Origin of the sequence: Paenibacillus baekrokdamisoli, from assembly GCF_003945345.1 — a bacterium.
In the GTDB taxonomy this organism is placed as follows: Bacteria; Bacillota; Bacilli; order Paenibacillales; family Paenibacillaceae; genus Paenibacillus_Z; species Paenibacillus_Z baekrokdamisoli.
The window spans coordinates 275604-289694 of the sequence record NZ_AP019308.1; the positions used below are offsets into that span (position 1 = coordinate 275604).

Below are 14091 nucleotides of genomic sequence, written 5' to 3' on the forward strand. Positions count from 1 at the left end.
TTTATTAGGCTTTAGGAAAATAGTGAAATGCACGAATCTTACAAATTGATGAGGTGAAGCGTTCTGGTTTAGTATCGGTGTAGGCCAGAGCGACTAACGAAAAAGCTCCGGTACATCATATAGCCATGAGGGGAAATGTAGATGCGCTCAGGGAGCACGAAGACGATAACAAAAATGAAGCATCATTGGGAGCTGTATCTTCTTGTCCTACTACCGGTTCTTTATCTCATTATTTTTAAATATGTTCCGATGGTTGGTGTCCAGATCGCATTTAAAGATTTCAACATAATAAAGGGAATTTGGGGCAGCCAATGGGTGGGGTTCAAACACTTTCAACTATTTTTTGATTCACCTAACTTTTGGCTGCTCATTAAGAACACCGTCACCATCAGTGTATATTCCTTAGCAGCAGGGTTTCCGATTCCAATTATATTGGCTTTGGCGCTCAATGAGCTCAGAACCGGAATATTTAAGAAGTCGGTTCAAATGATTACATATGCGCCGCACTTTATTTCGACGGTAGTTATGGTCTCGATTGTCATGCTGATGTTATCGCCGCATGTAGGTGTTGTGGATCGTTTGTTCACCTTTTTTAATATCCCAACTACCAACTTTATGGGGGTTCCGGAATTTTTCAAATCCATTTATGTATGGTCTGGTGTCTGGCAGGAGATGGGGTATGCATCCATCATTTATATAGCTGCATTGGCGGGGGTTGACCCTTCCTTATATGAAGCTGCCCGGATTGATGGGGCATCAAGATGGAAAAAGATCATCCATATCGACCTTCCATCCCTATTGCCGATTACAATCATCATGCTGATTTTAAGCCTGGGAAGTATTATGGGCGTCGGGTTTGAGAAAATCTATTTGATGCAAAATGCGCTTAATCTGAGCTCTTCCGAAGTTATTTCCACTTATGTTTACAAAGTAGGATTGATCGGAGCGAATTTCAGCTTCTCCTCCGCGGTTGGCTTGTTTAATTCCATGATTAATCTCATTCTTCTTCTGATTGTTAACTTCATCGCCCGCAGAGTTTCGCAAACGAGCTTATGGTAGAAAGGGGGGGCGCACCATGTTTAACAAAAACAAAATTAGAGAACCATTCGGCGATCGTGTCCTGCTCACGATCATTTATCTAGTGTTGACTGTTCTTATGCTGGCGGTTCTCTATCCGCTGCTGTACATCTTGAGCTCTTCACTTAGCTCCCCTAACGCAGTTGTTTCGGGCAGGGTATGGCTGTTTCCGGTAGAGTTGTCGTTTAAGGCCTATGCATCCATATTTCAAAGCACACAGCTAATGCAAGGCTATTGGAATACGATCATTTACACCGTAGTCGGCACGGCAATCAATATATTATTCACCGTGCTTCTAGCCTATCCGTTATCTAAGTCGACCTTCTTCGGACGGAAGCTCATTATGATCATGATGATGGTTACACTTTTCTTCGACGGCGGTCTTATTCCCACCTATCTACTGGTCAAGAATCTTCATATGCTGGATACTCGCTGGGCGCTATGGCTGCCAGGAGCGTTATCCGTCTTCCAAGTTATTGTTGCGAGGACATTTTTCCAAACCTCCATCCCAGAGGAGCTTGCGGAAGCGGCCCGCATTGATGGATGCAGGGATACACGATACTTGCTCAGCATTGTGCTGCCGTTATCCAAGCCAATCCTTGCTGTCATGACGCTGATGTATGCGGTCGGTCATTGGAATGCTTACTTTGATGCTCTTATCTATTTAAGATCAGAGGGTCTGTTTCCACTCCAATATGTGCTTCGTAATTTACTTATTCTCAATGCGGCCGATCCCGAAATGCTTGCGAATACGACTCAGAAACTTCGCGACCAAGGTTTTGAGCAGGCACTTAAGTACGCGCTTATTGTGGTCGCATGCGTCCCTGTTCTGATCATGTATCCTTTTGTGCAAAGACATTTTGTTAAGGGCGTTATGATCGGTTCTTTAAAAGGGTAGTACGCAGGTGAGCCTAATAATGAAGGAGGTGAGGCCGAAGAAAAAAGATGCAAGATCCGTTACAATTGAGATTGTCTGCTTATCTTGTTTGTTATTAAAAGGAGGAGTCTATTTTGAAAAAGACAGTATGGTCCACGCTTCTTATCGTTTTGATCTTCAGTATGGTACTTTCCGCCTGCTCTAGCAGCAAGGTCGATAATAAAGGAAGCAATGACGCTAGCAGCGGTAAAGAGACAACAAGCGACGCTGGCGGGGATAAAGCGGCAGAGCCGGTAACCATGACTTTCTTTGCACCACAAGGCAAAGCTCCACTAGAGGACAATGATTATACGAAGCTAATTGAGAAGAAATTCAACGTAAAAATTAAATGGGACCTTGCTCCCTCAGACGCATTAACCGACCGGAGACAGCTACTGTTAGCGAGCGGAGACTACCCGGAAGTGTTCCTCGAAGGTAAATTCAGCAATACGGATTTGCTGACTTATAGCAAACAAGGGGTATTTGTTCCACTCAACGAGCTTATTGATAAATATGCACCCAATATTAAAGCGATGATGGAGAAAAAGCCGTATTTTAAAGATGCTATTACGGCGCCAGACGGCAATATTTATGCGATTCCGCGTCTGAACGAATGTTACCATTGCACCTACTCCCAGAAGTTCTGGATGAATAAACAATGGTTGGACAAGGTTGGTTTAAAGGTTCCGACGACTACGGACGAATTATATACCGTATTGAAGGCATTTAAGGAGAAGGATCCAAACGGCAACGGAAAAGCTGATGAAATTCCTTTGACCGGAGCGCCGAACAAATCCGTCTGGAACGGGAATATCGATGCTTACCTCATGAACTCGTTTATTTATAATGATAATGACAAATATTTAGTTTTGAATGATAGCAAAGTGGATTTTGCTGCCAACAAGCCAGCGTGGAAAGATGGGCTAGCTTATATGCATAAGCTGTACAAGGACGGCCTTATCGATCCGGCTTCATTTACACAGAACGATCAAGCAGTCGGTCAGCTTGGTAATCGTGAAGGCGATGAGATTGTAGGCTCTATCACTACAGCTTTGCTCAGCTATCTTGTTAATACTTATGATGCCAAGATTACTCGCCATCAGCATTGGGTCATCGTTCCGCCTCTGAAAGGGCCAAATGGTGTGCAGCTTGCAGGGACAACCCAAGGCATCAGTGATTTTGCTTTTGCGATTACCAACAAAGCAAGTGAAGCGCAGCAAATCGCCGCTATCCAAATCGCAGACTATGCGTTCAGCGAAGAAGGCGCATTAAACAGTGAATATGGACCGAACGAAGGCATCGGCTGGAAGAAGGCTGGTGCGGACGAGAAAAATATCGACGGTAAACCGGCAAAGTACAGCTATTATAACCTCCCAGAGCAGGATCCGAACAAAGTAAGAAACGACAGTTGGTCTTTGCTTGGTCCGAAGGATTTGTCCAAGGAGTTCCGTGATTTATTCGCTGCAGGACAGGATCCGCTTGCTGGCGACGGATATGATACGCGCCTGGCGCAAGCGACGAACGAATATAAGCCGTACGCGCCGGCAGAGGTGTTTCCAACGGGCGTATTTATTCGTCCCGAAGATACAGACTCGGCAGCACAGCTAACTACATCTATTAAGGACTATGTGCAATCGAATATGGCTCAATTCATTATCGGCAATAAGGACGTTGATAAGGATTGGGATGCTTACGTGAAGGGTTTTGATGGCTTGAACCTCACAAAATATATTGAAATTTATCAAAACGCGATTCAAAAAAAATAAATGCGCAACCGGCAAGAAGGAAGTATAACCTTTGGGTGTACTTCCTTCTGCTATTTGTGGCGGTAAACAAGGAGAGAGAAAAATGAGCTATAAGGATTCATCGCTGTCAGCGGAGCAAAGGGCGGAGGATCTCCTGAGCTTAATGACGGTTGAAGAGAAGATCGGACAATTGATTCAGCCATTCGGCTGGAAATGCTATCACAAACAAAATGGGGCTATTTTGCTTGATGAGTCCTTTACGATCGCAGTGAACAACGGTGGCGTCGGATCGCTTTATGGCGTGCTACGCGCCGATCCTTGGACAGAGGTAACCCTTGAGAACGGATTGTCACCCGAAGAGGGAGCACAGGCAATTAATGAAATTCAGCGTTATGCGATGGAGCATTCACGGCTTGGTATTCCGATCTTATTCGGCGAGGAATGCTCGCACGGTCATATGGCGATTGGAGCAACCGTCTATCCCGTTCCTATTCTGCTTGGAAGCATGTGGAATGTGCAGCTTTATCGGAGAATGTGCAAAGCAATCGCCGCAGAGACTCGAACTCAGGGTGGTGCGGCAACTTATTCTCCTGTGCTGGATGTTGTCCGAGATCCTCGCTGGGGCAGGACAGAGGAATGCTTTGGGGAAGATCCTTTCATGATTGGGGAAATGGCTATTGCAGCTGTGCAAGGACTTCAAGGAGAACGGCTCGACTGCGATACCAGTGTAATCGCGACATTAAAGCATTTTGCGGCATATGGAAGCTCTGAAGGAGGGCGGAATGCGGGACCGGCTCATATCGGGCTGCGTGAACTGCATGAGAACGATTTACTTCCATTCCGCAAAGCGGTGCAAGCTGGTGCCCTGTCGGTAATGACGGCTTACAATGAAATCGATGGTATCCCATGCACGTCCAACTCCTATTTACTACAGCAGCTGCTTAGGGAAGAGTGGGGGTTTGACGGATTTGTGATCACCGACTGTGGCGCTATAAATATGCTCGCTTACGGTCATGATGTGGCGAAGGACGGCGAGGATGCAGCGGCGATGGCACTTAAAGCAGGAGTAGACATGGAGATGTCAGGTGAAATGTTCGGTAAGCATCTTCTGTCTGCTTTGCAGAACCAGACCGTTACCAATACTGTACTGAACGATGCGGTCCAGCGCGTGCTCAAGATCAAGTTCATGCTGGGGTTATTCGAACGCCCTTATGTCGATCCGCAGCAAGCTGCGACGATCATAGGCTGTCAGGAGCATATTGAGCTCGCCCGTGAAGTAGCGCGCGAAGGCATCATACTATTGAAGAATGATAACAGCACACTACCTCTAAACAAAGAAACTGGCACAATCGCAGTTATCGGACCCAATGCAAACGATATATATAACCAGCTGGGGGATTATACATCTCCGCAGCCTCGCCATCAAGTGGTTACCTTACTAGATGGCATCCGCAATGCTCTAGGAGAGCAAGGCCGGGATAGAGTTCTGTATGCCCCAGGCTGCAGAATCAAAGAGGATTCGAGGGAAGGGTTCGAGCGGGCATTAACCATTGCTGCACAGGCGGATGTTATCATCTTGGCACTTGGCGGCTCAAGTGCTCGTGATTTCGGGGAAGGGACAATCGATCTGCGGACAGGAGCATCCCTCGTCTCCGGCCATTCCTGGAGTGACATGGAATGCGGCGAAGGAATTGACCGAACCGACCTTCATTTGCTTGGCGTACAGCTGGAGCTGGCGCAGCAAATTCATAAGCTGGGAAAACCTATAATCGTTGTGTATATGAACGGCCGTCCGATTGTGGAGCCATGGATCGATGAGAACGCCCATGCGATTGTAGAGGCTTGGTACCCGGGACAAGAAGGCGGTAACGCCTTGGCCGAACTATTATTTGGCGATGCCAATCCTTCTGGTCGATTGACCGTTTCCGTGCCCAAGCACGTCGGGCAGCTCCCTGTTTACTATAACGGGAAGCGGAGCAGAGGCAAACGGTATCTGGAGATGGATGTGAAACCCCGTTATCCGTTTGGCTTCGGTCTCAGCTATACGTCGTTTCACTATGATAATCTGATGGTTACGCCGGAGAGGATTTCACCGGATGACGAAGCGATTGTTACGGTTGATATTACGAATACGGGAGCCGTTGCTGGGGCGGAAACCGTGCAGCTCTATATTACCGATGTCGTGAGTTCCATAACCAGACCAGGGAAAGAATTGAAGGGCTTCTGTAAAGTGATGCTGCAGCCTGGTGAGACACGGACGGTTTCTTTTACAGTGACCAGAGAGCATTTGCAGCTCATTAATGAGCGGTTTGAATCAGTCGTCGAAGAAGGGGAGTTCAAGATTTTGGTGGGAAGAAACGCTGAGGACTTCCTGAGCACGACTTTAAACGTTCAGAAAGGGGAGTGAAGTCATGTATCGTATTCTTCGATTTATTAAGCATTTATCCAACAAACAATGGCTGGATGAGATTTCTTTGCGGGAATGGGAGATGAGAATCGCTCGTTATATCAAACCCGGTGAGTATGAATATGAAATGACGGATGACAGCATGCACACAGATGGCCGGCTGCTAGGCAGACATGGCATTACTTATTTTCTCAGTAAGCAAATTACGATTCCCTCAGACTGGGCAGCCGATACAGCTGGCCTGACGGTTGAAGGCGGAGGAGAAGGACTGCTGAGGGTGAATGGCGCGTCTTATCACGGATTGAGCAGGAACCATTGGTTTGTTCCGTTATATTTGGAGGAGATTGGCAGTCAGCCTTTTCTTGAAATTGAGCTTTATGATCCGATACCTGAACCAGTGGATCCGTTAAATGCCCAATCGACGATCAATCCGCCTGTCCAAAGTGTGCAGATCCGACTAGTGCGGGTGAACAAGCCGCTTCAGAGCTTATTATATAGTGTCAAGATCGCTTATGAGGCGATGCTGCTGCTTCCAGAGAAGGATTTGAAACGGTCCCAAATAATGAAGATCTTGAATGAAACAATGGATGAAACGTACCGTTTTCTCGAAACCCGTATTACCGATCATGAATGGATTCGCTCTGTGGAGGATAGGCTGACAGACCGATTGCAAGTCTTATCGCCGACTCAACGTTCGAACGGCTTAATGCATATGGTTGGTCAATCACATATCGATGTAGCTTGGTTGTGGCCCGTGCGGGAAACCGTCCGAAAGGTTAGCCGTACGTTCTCCACAATGATGGCACTGATGGAGGAGTATCCGGACTTTATCTATTCTCAGAGCCAGCCCTTACTGTATGCATTTGCGAAGGAGCATGATCCGGACCTATATAAGAGAATCAAGGAAAGAATCGCCGAAGGACGCTGGGAGCTTGTTGGCGGTATGTGGGTAGAGCCGGATTTGAATATTCCAAGCGGAGAGTCTCTCGTGCGTCAAATGCTTTACGGTCAAACCTTTTATCAAGAAGAATTCGGGAAACGGTCTCACATTGAATGGCTTCCGGATACATTCGGCTATTGTGCTTCACTTCCACAATTATTGAAGCTTGCGGGCGTCGATTATTTCATGACGACCAAATTGAACTGGAACGATACCAATAAATTCCCTTATGAGCTGTTTCACTGGGTTGGTATTGACGGGACATCGATTATTTCGTACCTGAATCATGGCTTGAATGAGCATACGAATCCTAAGGAAATTCAAGAGCATTGGGAGGCGTATCGGCAAAAAGACAAGCTCGATGAGCTTATGCTGCTATATGGCCATGGAGATGGCGGCGGCGGAGTCACGCGTGATATGGTTGAATTCGTGCATCGCTCGCCGCTTATGACCGAATTGCCAGCTAGTCAGTTCAGCACGGCTGCTGCTTTCTTCGAAGAGGTCGGGACAATTGAACAAACGCTTCCACAGTGGCAGGGCGATCTATATTTGGAGCTTCATCGGGGAACTTACACGACGCATGCGCGTAACAAGCGCAGCAATCGTAAAGCGGAAGTGCTGTATCGCGAGGCGGAAGTATGGAATCACCTGGCGCTTGCATACTTGGACAAAGAAAAGGATCATGCCAGCCGAGATGCCCTCCAGCAGGGATGGAAGCTGATTCTGTGCAACCAATTCCATGACATTATCCCGGGGACATCAATTCCTGAAGTATATGAGACTTCAACAAGCGAATACAAGCAGATATTCGAGCTAGGGAATGAAAGTTTAGAACGATCGTTACAGGCATTGGTTGCTCAAGATACCGCAACCAGCGACGGAATATCCTATGTGGTATTTAACAGTCTGGGCTGGGATCGGGATGAAGTCGTTGAGATAGAGGGAGACATTGGGTTTGTTAAGCTCCGTGCATTCAATCATGCGGGTATTCAATTGAACTGTGATCATTATATAGATGAGTCCGTTCCTGACAGGTATAAGATCTCTATCACTGTACCTTCAATCCCCGCCTTCGGTTATACGACGATTTGGCTCAAACCTTTGGAGGATGAAGAAGCTTGGGTTCAGACGACGGGGACGAATGAATTTAACAATTCATGGGAAACCGATTTTTATAAGCTGGAGTTCAATGCAAAGGGAGAGATCATACGTTGGCTGGACAAAACCGCTGGTCGCGAGCTTTTATCCCCTGGCAGTATAGCTAATGAGTTGCAATTGTTCCACGATAGACCGCTTTACTGGGATGCTTGGGATATCGATTCTCGTTTTGACGAGCAGCGAGCAGAAGAGGTTAGGTTAGTTAGGCAAGAGCTAGTCGTCCAAGGGAAGACGGTAGATATACTAAGATTTCAGTGGGAGTTAAATCAATCCGTCATTTACCAAGACATCATACTGTACCATCATCAGAAGCGTGTTGATTTCAAAACTCGTGTACTTTGGTACGAAGAGCATAAATTACTGAAGGTTGCCTTTCCAAACGATATTGTTACCGTTAAAGCAACCTATGAAATTCCATTTGGGGCACTGGAGCGGCCTACCCACAACAACACCAGTTGGGAGCAAGCCCAATATGAGGTTTGCGGCCACCGCTGGGCTGATTTATCCGAAGGAGGCTATGGTGTCAGTCTGCTGAATGATTGCAAATATGGCTATGATGTCAAAGGTAGTACTATGCGCTTATCACTTCTCCGTGCGCCGAGATGGCCGGACTTGACGGCAGATCAAGGCAGCCACGAGTTTACCTACTCGCTCTTTCCTCATGAGCAGGATTGGCGCAGCGCGCATGTTGTCAGAAAGGCCGCTGAACTGAACCATCCTGTGACTTTGGTTAAAGGGGGAACGGATGCGGTATCGCTTCCCTCCAAGCAATCATTTGTTGATTTCAACGGCAAACATGTTGTGCTTGATACAATAAAAGCCGCCGAGCGTGGAGAAGGTACGATTTATCGATTCTATGAATCCTCCGGTGGCAGGGAGACAGTGAGGCTCGGAGGATCATCGCCTTTCGTTAAGGCTTATTTGGTCAATCTGCTGGAGGAGGAGATGGAGGAAATACCCGTAGTCGACGGAATAATTGTACTAAATTTCAAAGCTTATCAAATCATCAGCGTGAAATGCGTGTAAAGTAGATAAATTCGAAGCATGGTGCGTAGAAGCCCGCTTTGCTGCCGGATCATTCTTACGATCGCTGTTGTCTCCCTATTTCTTGATTCTATCCCTTAGGGGTAGAAATAAGGAGACAAAGGCGAACGCTATCGCTTCTTCAGAACGATTCCGTCCGCTTCGCTTTTGTTTCGGGACAGACCGGTAGAACACCGACAGAAATTCGCAAATCATCTTGGACAGGATCAGGAGAGTAAATATTAATCGTTTTTGCACATCGAGATTGGCTTGACGAATGGCTGCGAATGTTTGCTCTGTCTGAGCGGCCTCTACAACTCGATTAACAAGAATAATAAAAGATGAACCAGCTTCGAATTCGACCACTGTGTAGTGGAAGTATTCGAGGCTGGTTTGTCATGTTCTATTCTCCGAGCCGTCCCTACTCATCCAATCCTATTGCTCAATAGACGCACATGCTGCATAATCCAGCTGAATTCAAGCAGCATCCTTCGACGTTAAGAGAAGCCGCGCCACTGTGAAGGAGACAGACCAATATATTTTTTAAACACCGTGGCAAAATGCTGACTGGTCTTATAACCGAGATCCATCGCCACTGTTGTGACGTTGGCTCCTTCTTGGCGCAGCAGCTGACAAGCCCTATCCATCCGCAAGCGATCGATATAATTAGCAGGGGATTGCCCATGTATATCGTGGAACAATCGATAGAAGTGGGATTCACTTACGCCAACCTCGGCGGCCAGCTCTCTATTGGACCATCTCGTTTCAGGTGCTGCTTCAATCAAAGCGGTTAGCTGATTCATCGCCACTTTTAGATCCATGGGAATTTGGCGGATAGAGGAAGGATTCATCATTTGCAGGAGGATATCCAGTACATAATGACGTACACGGCAGGAAGCTAACGATTCGTTGTTATCAATAATGCTTCTGAGCTTGGCGAAGGGCTCGCGAACACGACTATTCACGAAGACAACTCTAGGCAGCTGCTGCAGCTGCTTGTGAATTTCAATACGGTCTTCATCTTGCAAGCTCAGCCACCCTGGATTCTCGGCCGGATCAGCAATAATCATCCACCAGATGCTGCAGGGCTCGATGAAGCTGAGACGTGCCCGGTGCCATTCTCCAGGCCGCGTGTGGAAGAATTGTCCGGTATGAGAAGCATATAAATGACCATCGACCTCCCAAGTGACCTTGCCGCTTTCAACAAATACAAATTCATAGGATCGTTCATGCTGATGATCATTCAGTGGGGAAGCTTCATGGAAACGGTCGTATCCCAGCAAGATTAATTCGGGTACGCTGGAGAGCTTATCTACTGCAGGGTATTCATATACCCAGCGTGTCGATTCTGCCTTTATTTTGGCCATAGTCACAATCCCTTTAGTTTCTAATTGTCTCGTATGTTTCTAATCCTATTGGATAGGTTTTGGGAAGTCAACACTTGCTGGAATCCTCTACACTGGTAATGAAGCAGAACATTGACGAGGAAATGGTGAGGTGTCAACAATGGGAGTTATACCGTATATTCCTACAGCAGCAGACAAAGAGCGGTTTGATCAAGACGGCTATTGGATCAGTCCTAAACTACTTGATGACGAGACGATTGAGCGTCTTCGCGGAGCACATGAGCGTATTTGGAAAAAAGACTATGATGGTGCTGGTATGCCTCTGCATGCTTTTCAGCTGTCGGATCAACCTTTCGCTCTTCGTAAATTCGATAACGGTTGGTGGATTAATGATGAGGTGCGCAGTGTGGTAACCGATCCGAATTTAGGCGAAATGGCGTCGGAGCTGCTTAACGAGGATGTGATTCGTCTGTGGCATGATCAGGTCATCTATAAGCCGGGTACGTCAGGGGAAGAGACCAAAGCGGGCAATGTGGGCTGGCATCAGGATTATGGCTATTGGCGCGCAAGCAGCACAACAAATATGGTAACAGTATGGATTGCACTTCAGGATACTGACTTGAGCAATGGTGGCATGATGACAATACTTGGATCGCATAAGTGGGGGGCTGTGGAGGGGAGCGATACGTTCTTCGAACAAGACATGACTAAGCTAAAGCAGCGTTTCGCTACGCGAGATTGGGTGGAGGAGCCTTGTATCCTCAAAGCGGGTCAAGCAAGCTTCCACCATGCCCTTACATTCCATGGCTCGGCAACGAATTATACCGACCAGCCTCGTTTGTCTGTCGTTGCACATTTGATGCCTGGGAATACCTTCTATAAAGAAGGCCGGGCTCGGCATGATAATGTACGGCTGCTCGGCCCTCGCCCGCAATTTGGTCAGAAGTTCAATAATGAATTTTTCCCGGTTTTATATTCGAAATAAGACAAGGAGCCTTCTCGAACGATCTCATCGTTTGGGAAGGCTCCTGTTTATTGTTTGGCTTGAATGTTTTACTTTCACATCGCTTGTATGACCACCATAAGAGTGCTGCTTGAGATTTAGGCCGTATCCTTACTTTGATTCGCCTGACTTCGGACAACGCAATTTCGTCCATTTTTTTTAGCTGCATAAAGGGCCTTGTCGCTTAAGGTGTAGAGTGTTTCTAGTTGGGTGTTTGAATCTGGAATGACCGTAATGACACCCAAGCTAATCGCATAGGTCACAGGAAATTCCCCAATGGAAGCCCCATCCAGCGACTGTCTAATCCGCTCGGCGTATGCACTGGACTCCGCCTCATCTATGCCGGGAAGCAGAATGGAGAACTCATCGCCTCCGTATCGGCCGAAGAGATCATTGGGACCCAGCTGTTTATGAATTCGATTCGTAAGATCTTGAAGCACTTGATCTCCAGCATCGTGACCATAGGTATCATTGATGGTCTTGAACTGATCGATATCGAACAGCATGAGGGATATTGGCTTTTTCTTCATGGCATAAGCTTGGAGGGATTGCTTAGCACGTAAAATAAAGGTTCTGCGATTAAGAATCCCCGTCAAATCGTCATAGCTGGCTACCCGTAGCAGTTCATGGTCCGCTTTCTCCTTTGACAAGAGTACAAAGCCCGTATTACCCAAAATCATGACGAGATATAAAGATAGGAAGGAGAACGTCTGATAGATTCCCGGCGTAAAAATACCTATCGTATTATGTGATTGCAGCGCGGTAATCGCTCTTCCGATTAACGATACAATAACAAGAAAATAAAGAGATCCCATGATTCTCATCAGGAGGGAGAAATTCTTCTCCCTAAGCATATAGTAGGCAGGGAATATAATAGTAGCTGAGGTGCCGATGGAGGCAAAGGCAATCCTCAGACTCTCCACATTATCCATGAAAATAATGAAATGAAAGCCAATAATGTTGGCCACAGTCAACAGGATATAGATCTTCTTTGTTCTAAGGGTAAATGCCTTCTGCAGTTTTAATAGGGAGACGGCTTCCAGCGAAGCGCCAACGAACAGAAGGGAGTTAGATAAGGATATGGTAAGAAAATCAGGCAAGCCGCCTCGAAGTACAAGGAAGAACCAAGCAGAGGCTTGCACACATTTTGCAGCAAAAAACGTATTCACTATGTGATCCTTCGGATATTGACTCCGATACGCGCTAATTAGAATGACGGTAAAGAGATGACCAACCACAAGCGTGATCAATATCGTTTTCATATCCAATAATAAGTTCATGATCTGCCACCATCTTATAGTTAGAGTTACATCTCATTATATAATCAATACTTCTCTTGTAAAATGATTTTACTCGTAATAATTTGGTAAACTATTCTAATCGTTCATAGATCATTCCTTGAATGATGATGAATATTCCGGAAAACGGATCAATACTAATTAGAAGCCCTGTGCGTAGAAGCCCGCTGCGCGGACGGATCATTCTTACGATCGCTGTTGTCTCCCTATTTCCATATTCTATCCCTTAGGGGTAGAAATAAGGAGACAAAGGTGAACGCTATCACTTCTTCAGAACGATTCCGTCCGCTTCGCTAGGTTAGTAGTGGTTGCAAGCACTGATTATGGTTTAGAGCCATTATTCCTTGTGGTTATTGCGATTTCTAACAGAAAAAAGAGGTTAACCAGATTTAGTCGGTCAACCTCTTCCTATGAATCTGCCATATAGACTCTAACATTGTGTTCTGAGGGAGACTACTTTAAATCAAACTTTTCTTTAATGATTGCAGCAACTTCTTCCGATCTCAAATTTGTATTCGTTATTTTAATATAATTCTTCCTTGTGATTTCTCCCTCTATGGAGTTTAATCTGTATGTTTCCATGGTCCTTTTTAAATCAGATTCGGACCGTTCAATATCTCTTTTGGTAGGCTTATGTTCAAGTCTATGGGGAGTTTTGTTGCGTTTAAGTCTTTCTTCTAAATCCGCTTCTAGCTCTACAAAGTAAACTTGTCCACCTTTTGATTCGAAAATATTACAAATTTTCTCTATAAAATCGCAGTCTGCTTGCTGATCAAATGCCCATACATAAGTGAAGATCAATCCATATAAATTGCTTTTGGACACTGCCTCAAATATATCTACGCGAAATTGATCGGTTAATCTCCATAATTCAGAACCAAAACCGAAAATAGGATAAAGCATTTCAATGGTCATGTGGTTATGAAAAAGCTTCAATTCTGTTATCTTTTCTAATTCATGTCCAACGGTCATTTTACCGACTGCTTGTGGTCCAAAGATCAAAATGAAATTCATAGATATCCCCCTTAAAAGAAGTTTGGAGAATTATAACTAAAGACCATGAAAATGGCAATCATTTATTGCGTAAGCAGGCAAAGGCGAACGCTATCGCTTCTTCAGAACGATTCCATCCGCTTCGCATTTGTTTCGTGATGGTAAGCACCGATTATGGTTTTGAG

General features: G+C 45.9%; 10 protein-coding genes. 6 read left to right on the forward strand and 4 right to left on the reverse strand.

All coding sequences use genetic code 11. The features are described 5' to 3' along the window. Positions 1 to 141 precede the first annotated feature (141 nt). From EKN16_RS01090 to EKN16_RS01110, 5 genes are all read left to right on the forward strand, one after another. Positions 142 to 1059, forward strand: coding sequence for an ABC transporter permease (locus tag EKN16_RS01090; RefSeq protein WP_125653316.1), 918 nt, complete (start codon positions 142 to 144; stop codon positions 1057 to 1059). Between the two features lie 16 nt (positions 1060 to 1075). Continuing rightward, positions 1076 to 1975 (forward strand): carbohydrate ABC transporter permease, encoded by a 900-nt coding sequence (locus EKN16_RS01095; RefSeq protein ID WP_125653317.1) that lies wholly within the window; start codon positions 1076 to 1078, stop codon positions 1973 to 1975. Between the two features lie 113 nt (positions 1976 to 2088). After that, complete coding sequence (locus tag EKN16_RS01100; RefSeq protein WP_311546288.1) at positions 2089 to 3759, forward strand: type 2 periplasmic-binding domain-containing protein; 1671 nt, start codon at positions 2089 to 2091, stop codon at positions 3757 to 3759. Between the two features lie 82 nt (positions 3760 to 3841). Next, positions 3842 to 6145, forward strand: a complete 2304-nt coding sequence (locus EKN16_RS01105; protein ID WP_125653318.1) for a glycoside hydrolase family 3 N-terminal domain-containing protein — start codon at positions 3842 to 3844, stop codon at positions 6143 to 6145. Positions 6146 to 6149: 4 nt separating this feature from the next. Continuing rightward, the gene (locus tag EKN16_RS01110; protein WP_125653319.1) at positions 6150 to 9269 is read left to right on the forward strand and encodes an alpha-mannosidase; all 3120 of its coding nucleotides are present in this window, start codon (positions 6150 to 6152) and stop codon (positions 9267 to 9269) included. A gap of 75 nt (positions 9270 to 9344) precedes the next feature. Here the strand turns inward: EKN16_RS01110 and EKN16_RS01115 are convergent, their stop codons facing one another. Together EKN16_RS01115 and EKN16_RS01120 are read right to left on the reverse strand one after the other, a co-directional pair. Continuing rightward, entirely contained in the window at positions 9345 to 9632 is a 288-nt protein-coding gene (locus EKN16_RS01115; RefSeq protein ID WP_125653320.1) for a hypothetical protein, read from the reverse strand. 131 nt (positions 9633 to 9763) lie between these two features. Continuing rightward, the gene (locus EKN16_RS01120; protein WP_125653321.1) at positions 9764 to 10633 is read right to left on the reverse strand and encodes an AraC family transcriptional regulator; all 870 of its coding nucleotides are present in this window, start codon (positions 10631 to 10633) and stop codon (positions 9764 to 9766) included. Positions 10634 to 10772: 139 nt separating this feature from the next. Between EKN16_RS01120 and EKN16_RS01125 the strand changes: the two genes are divergently transcribed. Continuing rightward, positions 10773 to 11597, forward strand: a complete 825-nt coding sequence (locus tag EKN16_RS01125; RefSeq protein ID WP_125653322.1) for a phytanoyl-CoA dioxygenase family protein — start codon at positions 10773 to 10775, stop codon at positions 11595 to 11597. 116 nt (positions 11598 to 11713) lie between these two features. Here EKN16_RS01125 and EKN16_RS01130 read toward each other — a convergent pair whose 3' ends face one another. Beyond that, on the reverse strand, positions 11714 to 12895 hold the full coding sequence (locus EKN16_RS01130; RefSeq protein WP_125653323.1) for a GGDEF domain-containing protein: 1182 nt from the start codon (positions 12893 to 12895) through the stop codon (positions 11714 to 11716). Positions 12896 to 13366: 471 nt separating this feature from the next. After that, positions 13367 to 13927, reverse strand: a complete 561-nt coding sequence (locus tag EKN16_RS01135) for a DEAD/DEAH box helicase family protein (RefSeq protein ID WP_125653324.1) — start codon at positions 13925 to 13927, stop codon at positions 13367 to 13369. Positions 13928 to 14091 lie beyond the last annotated feature (164 nt).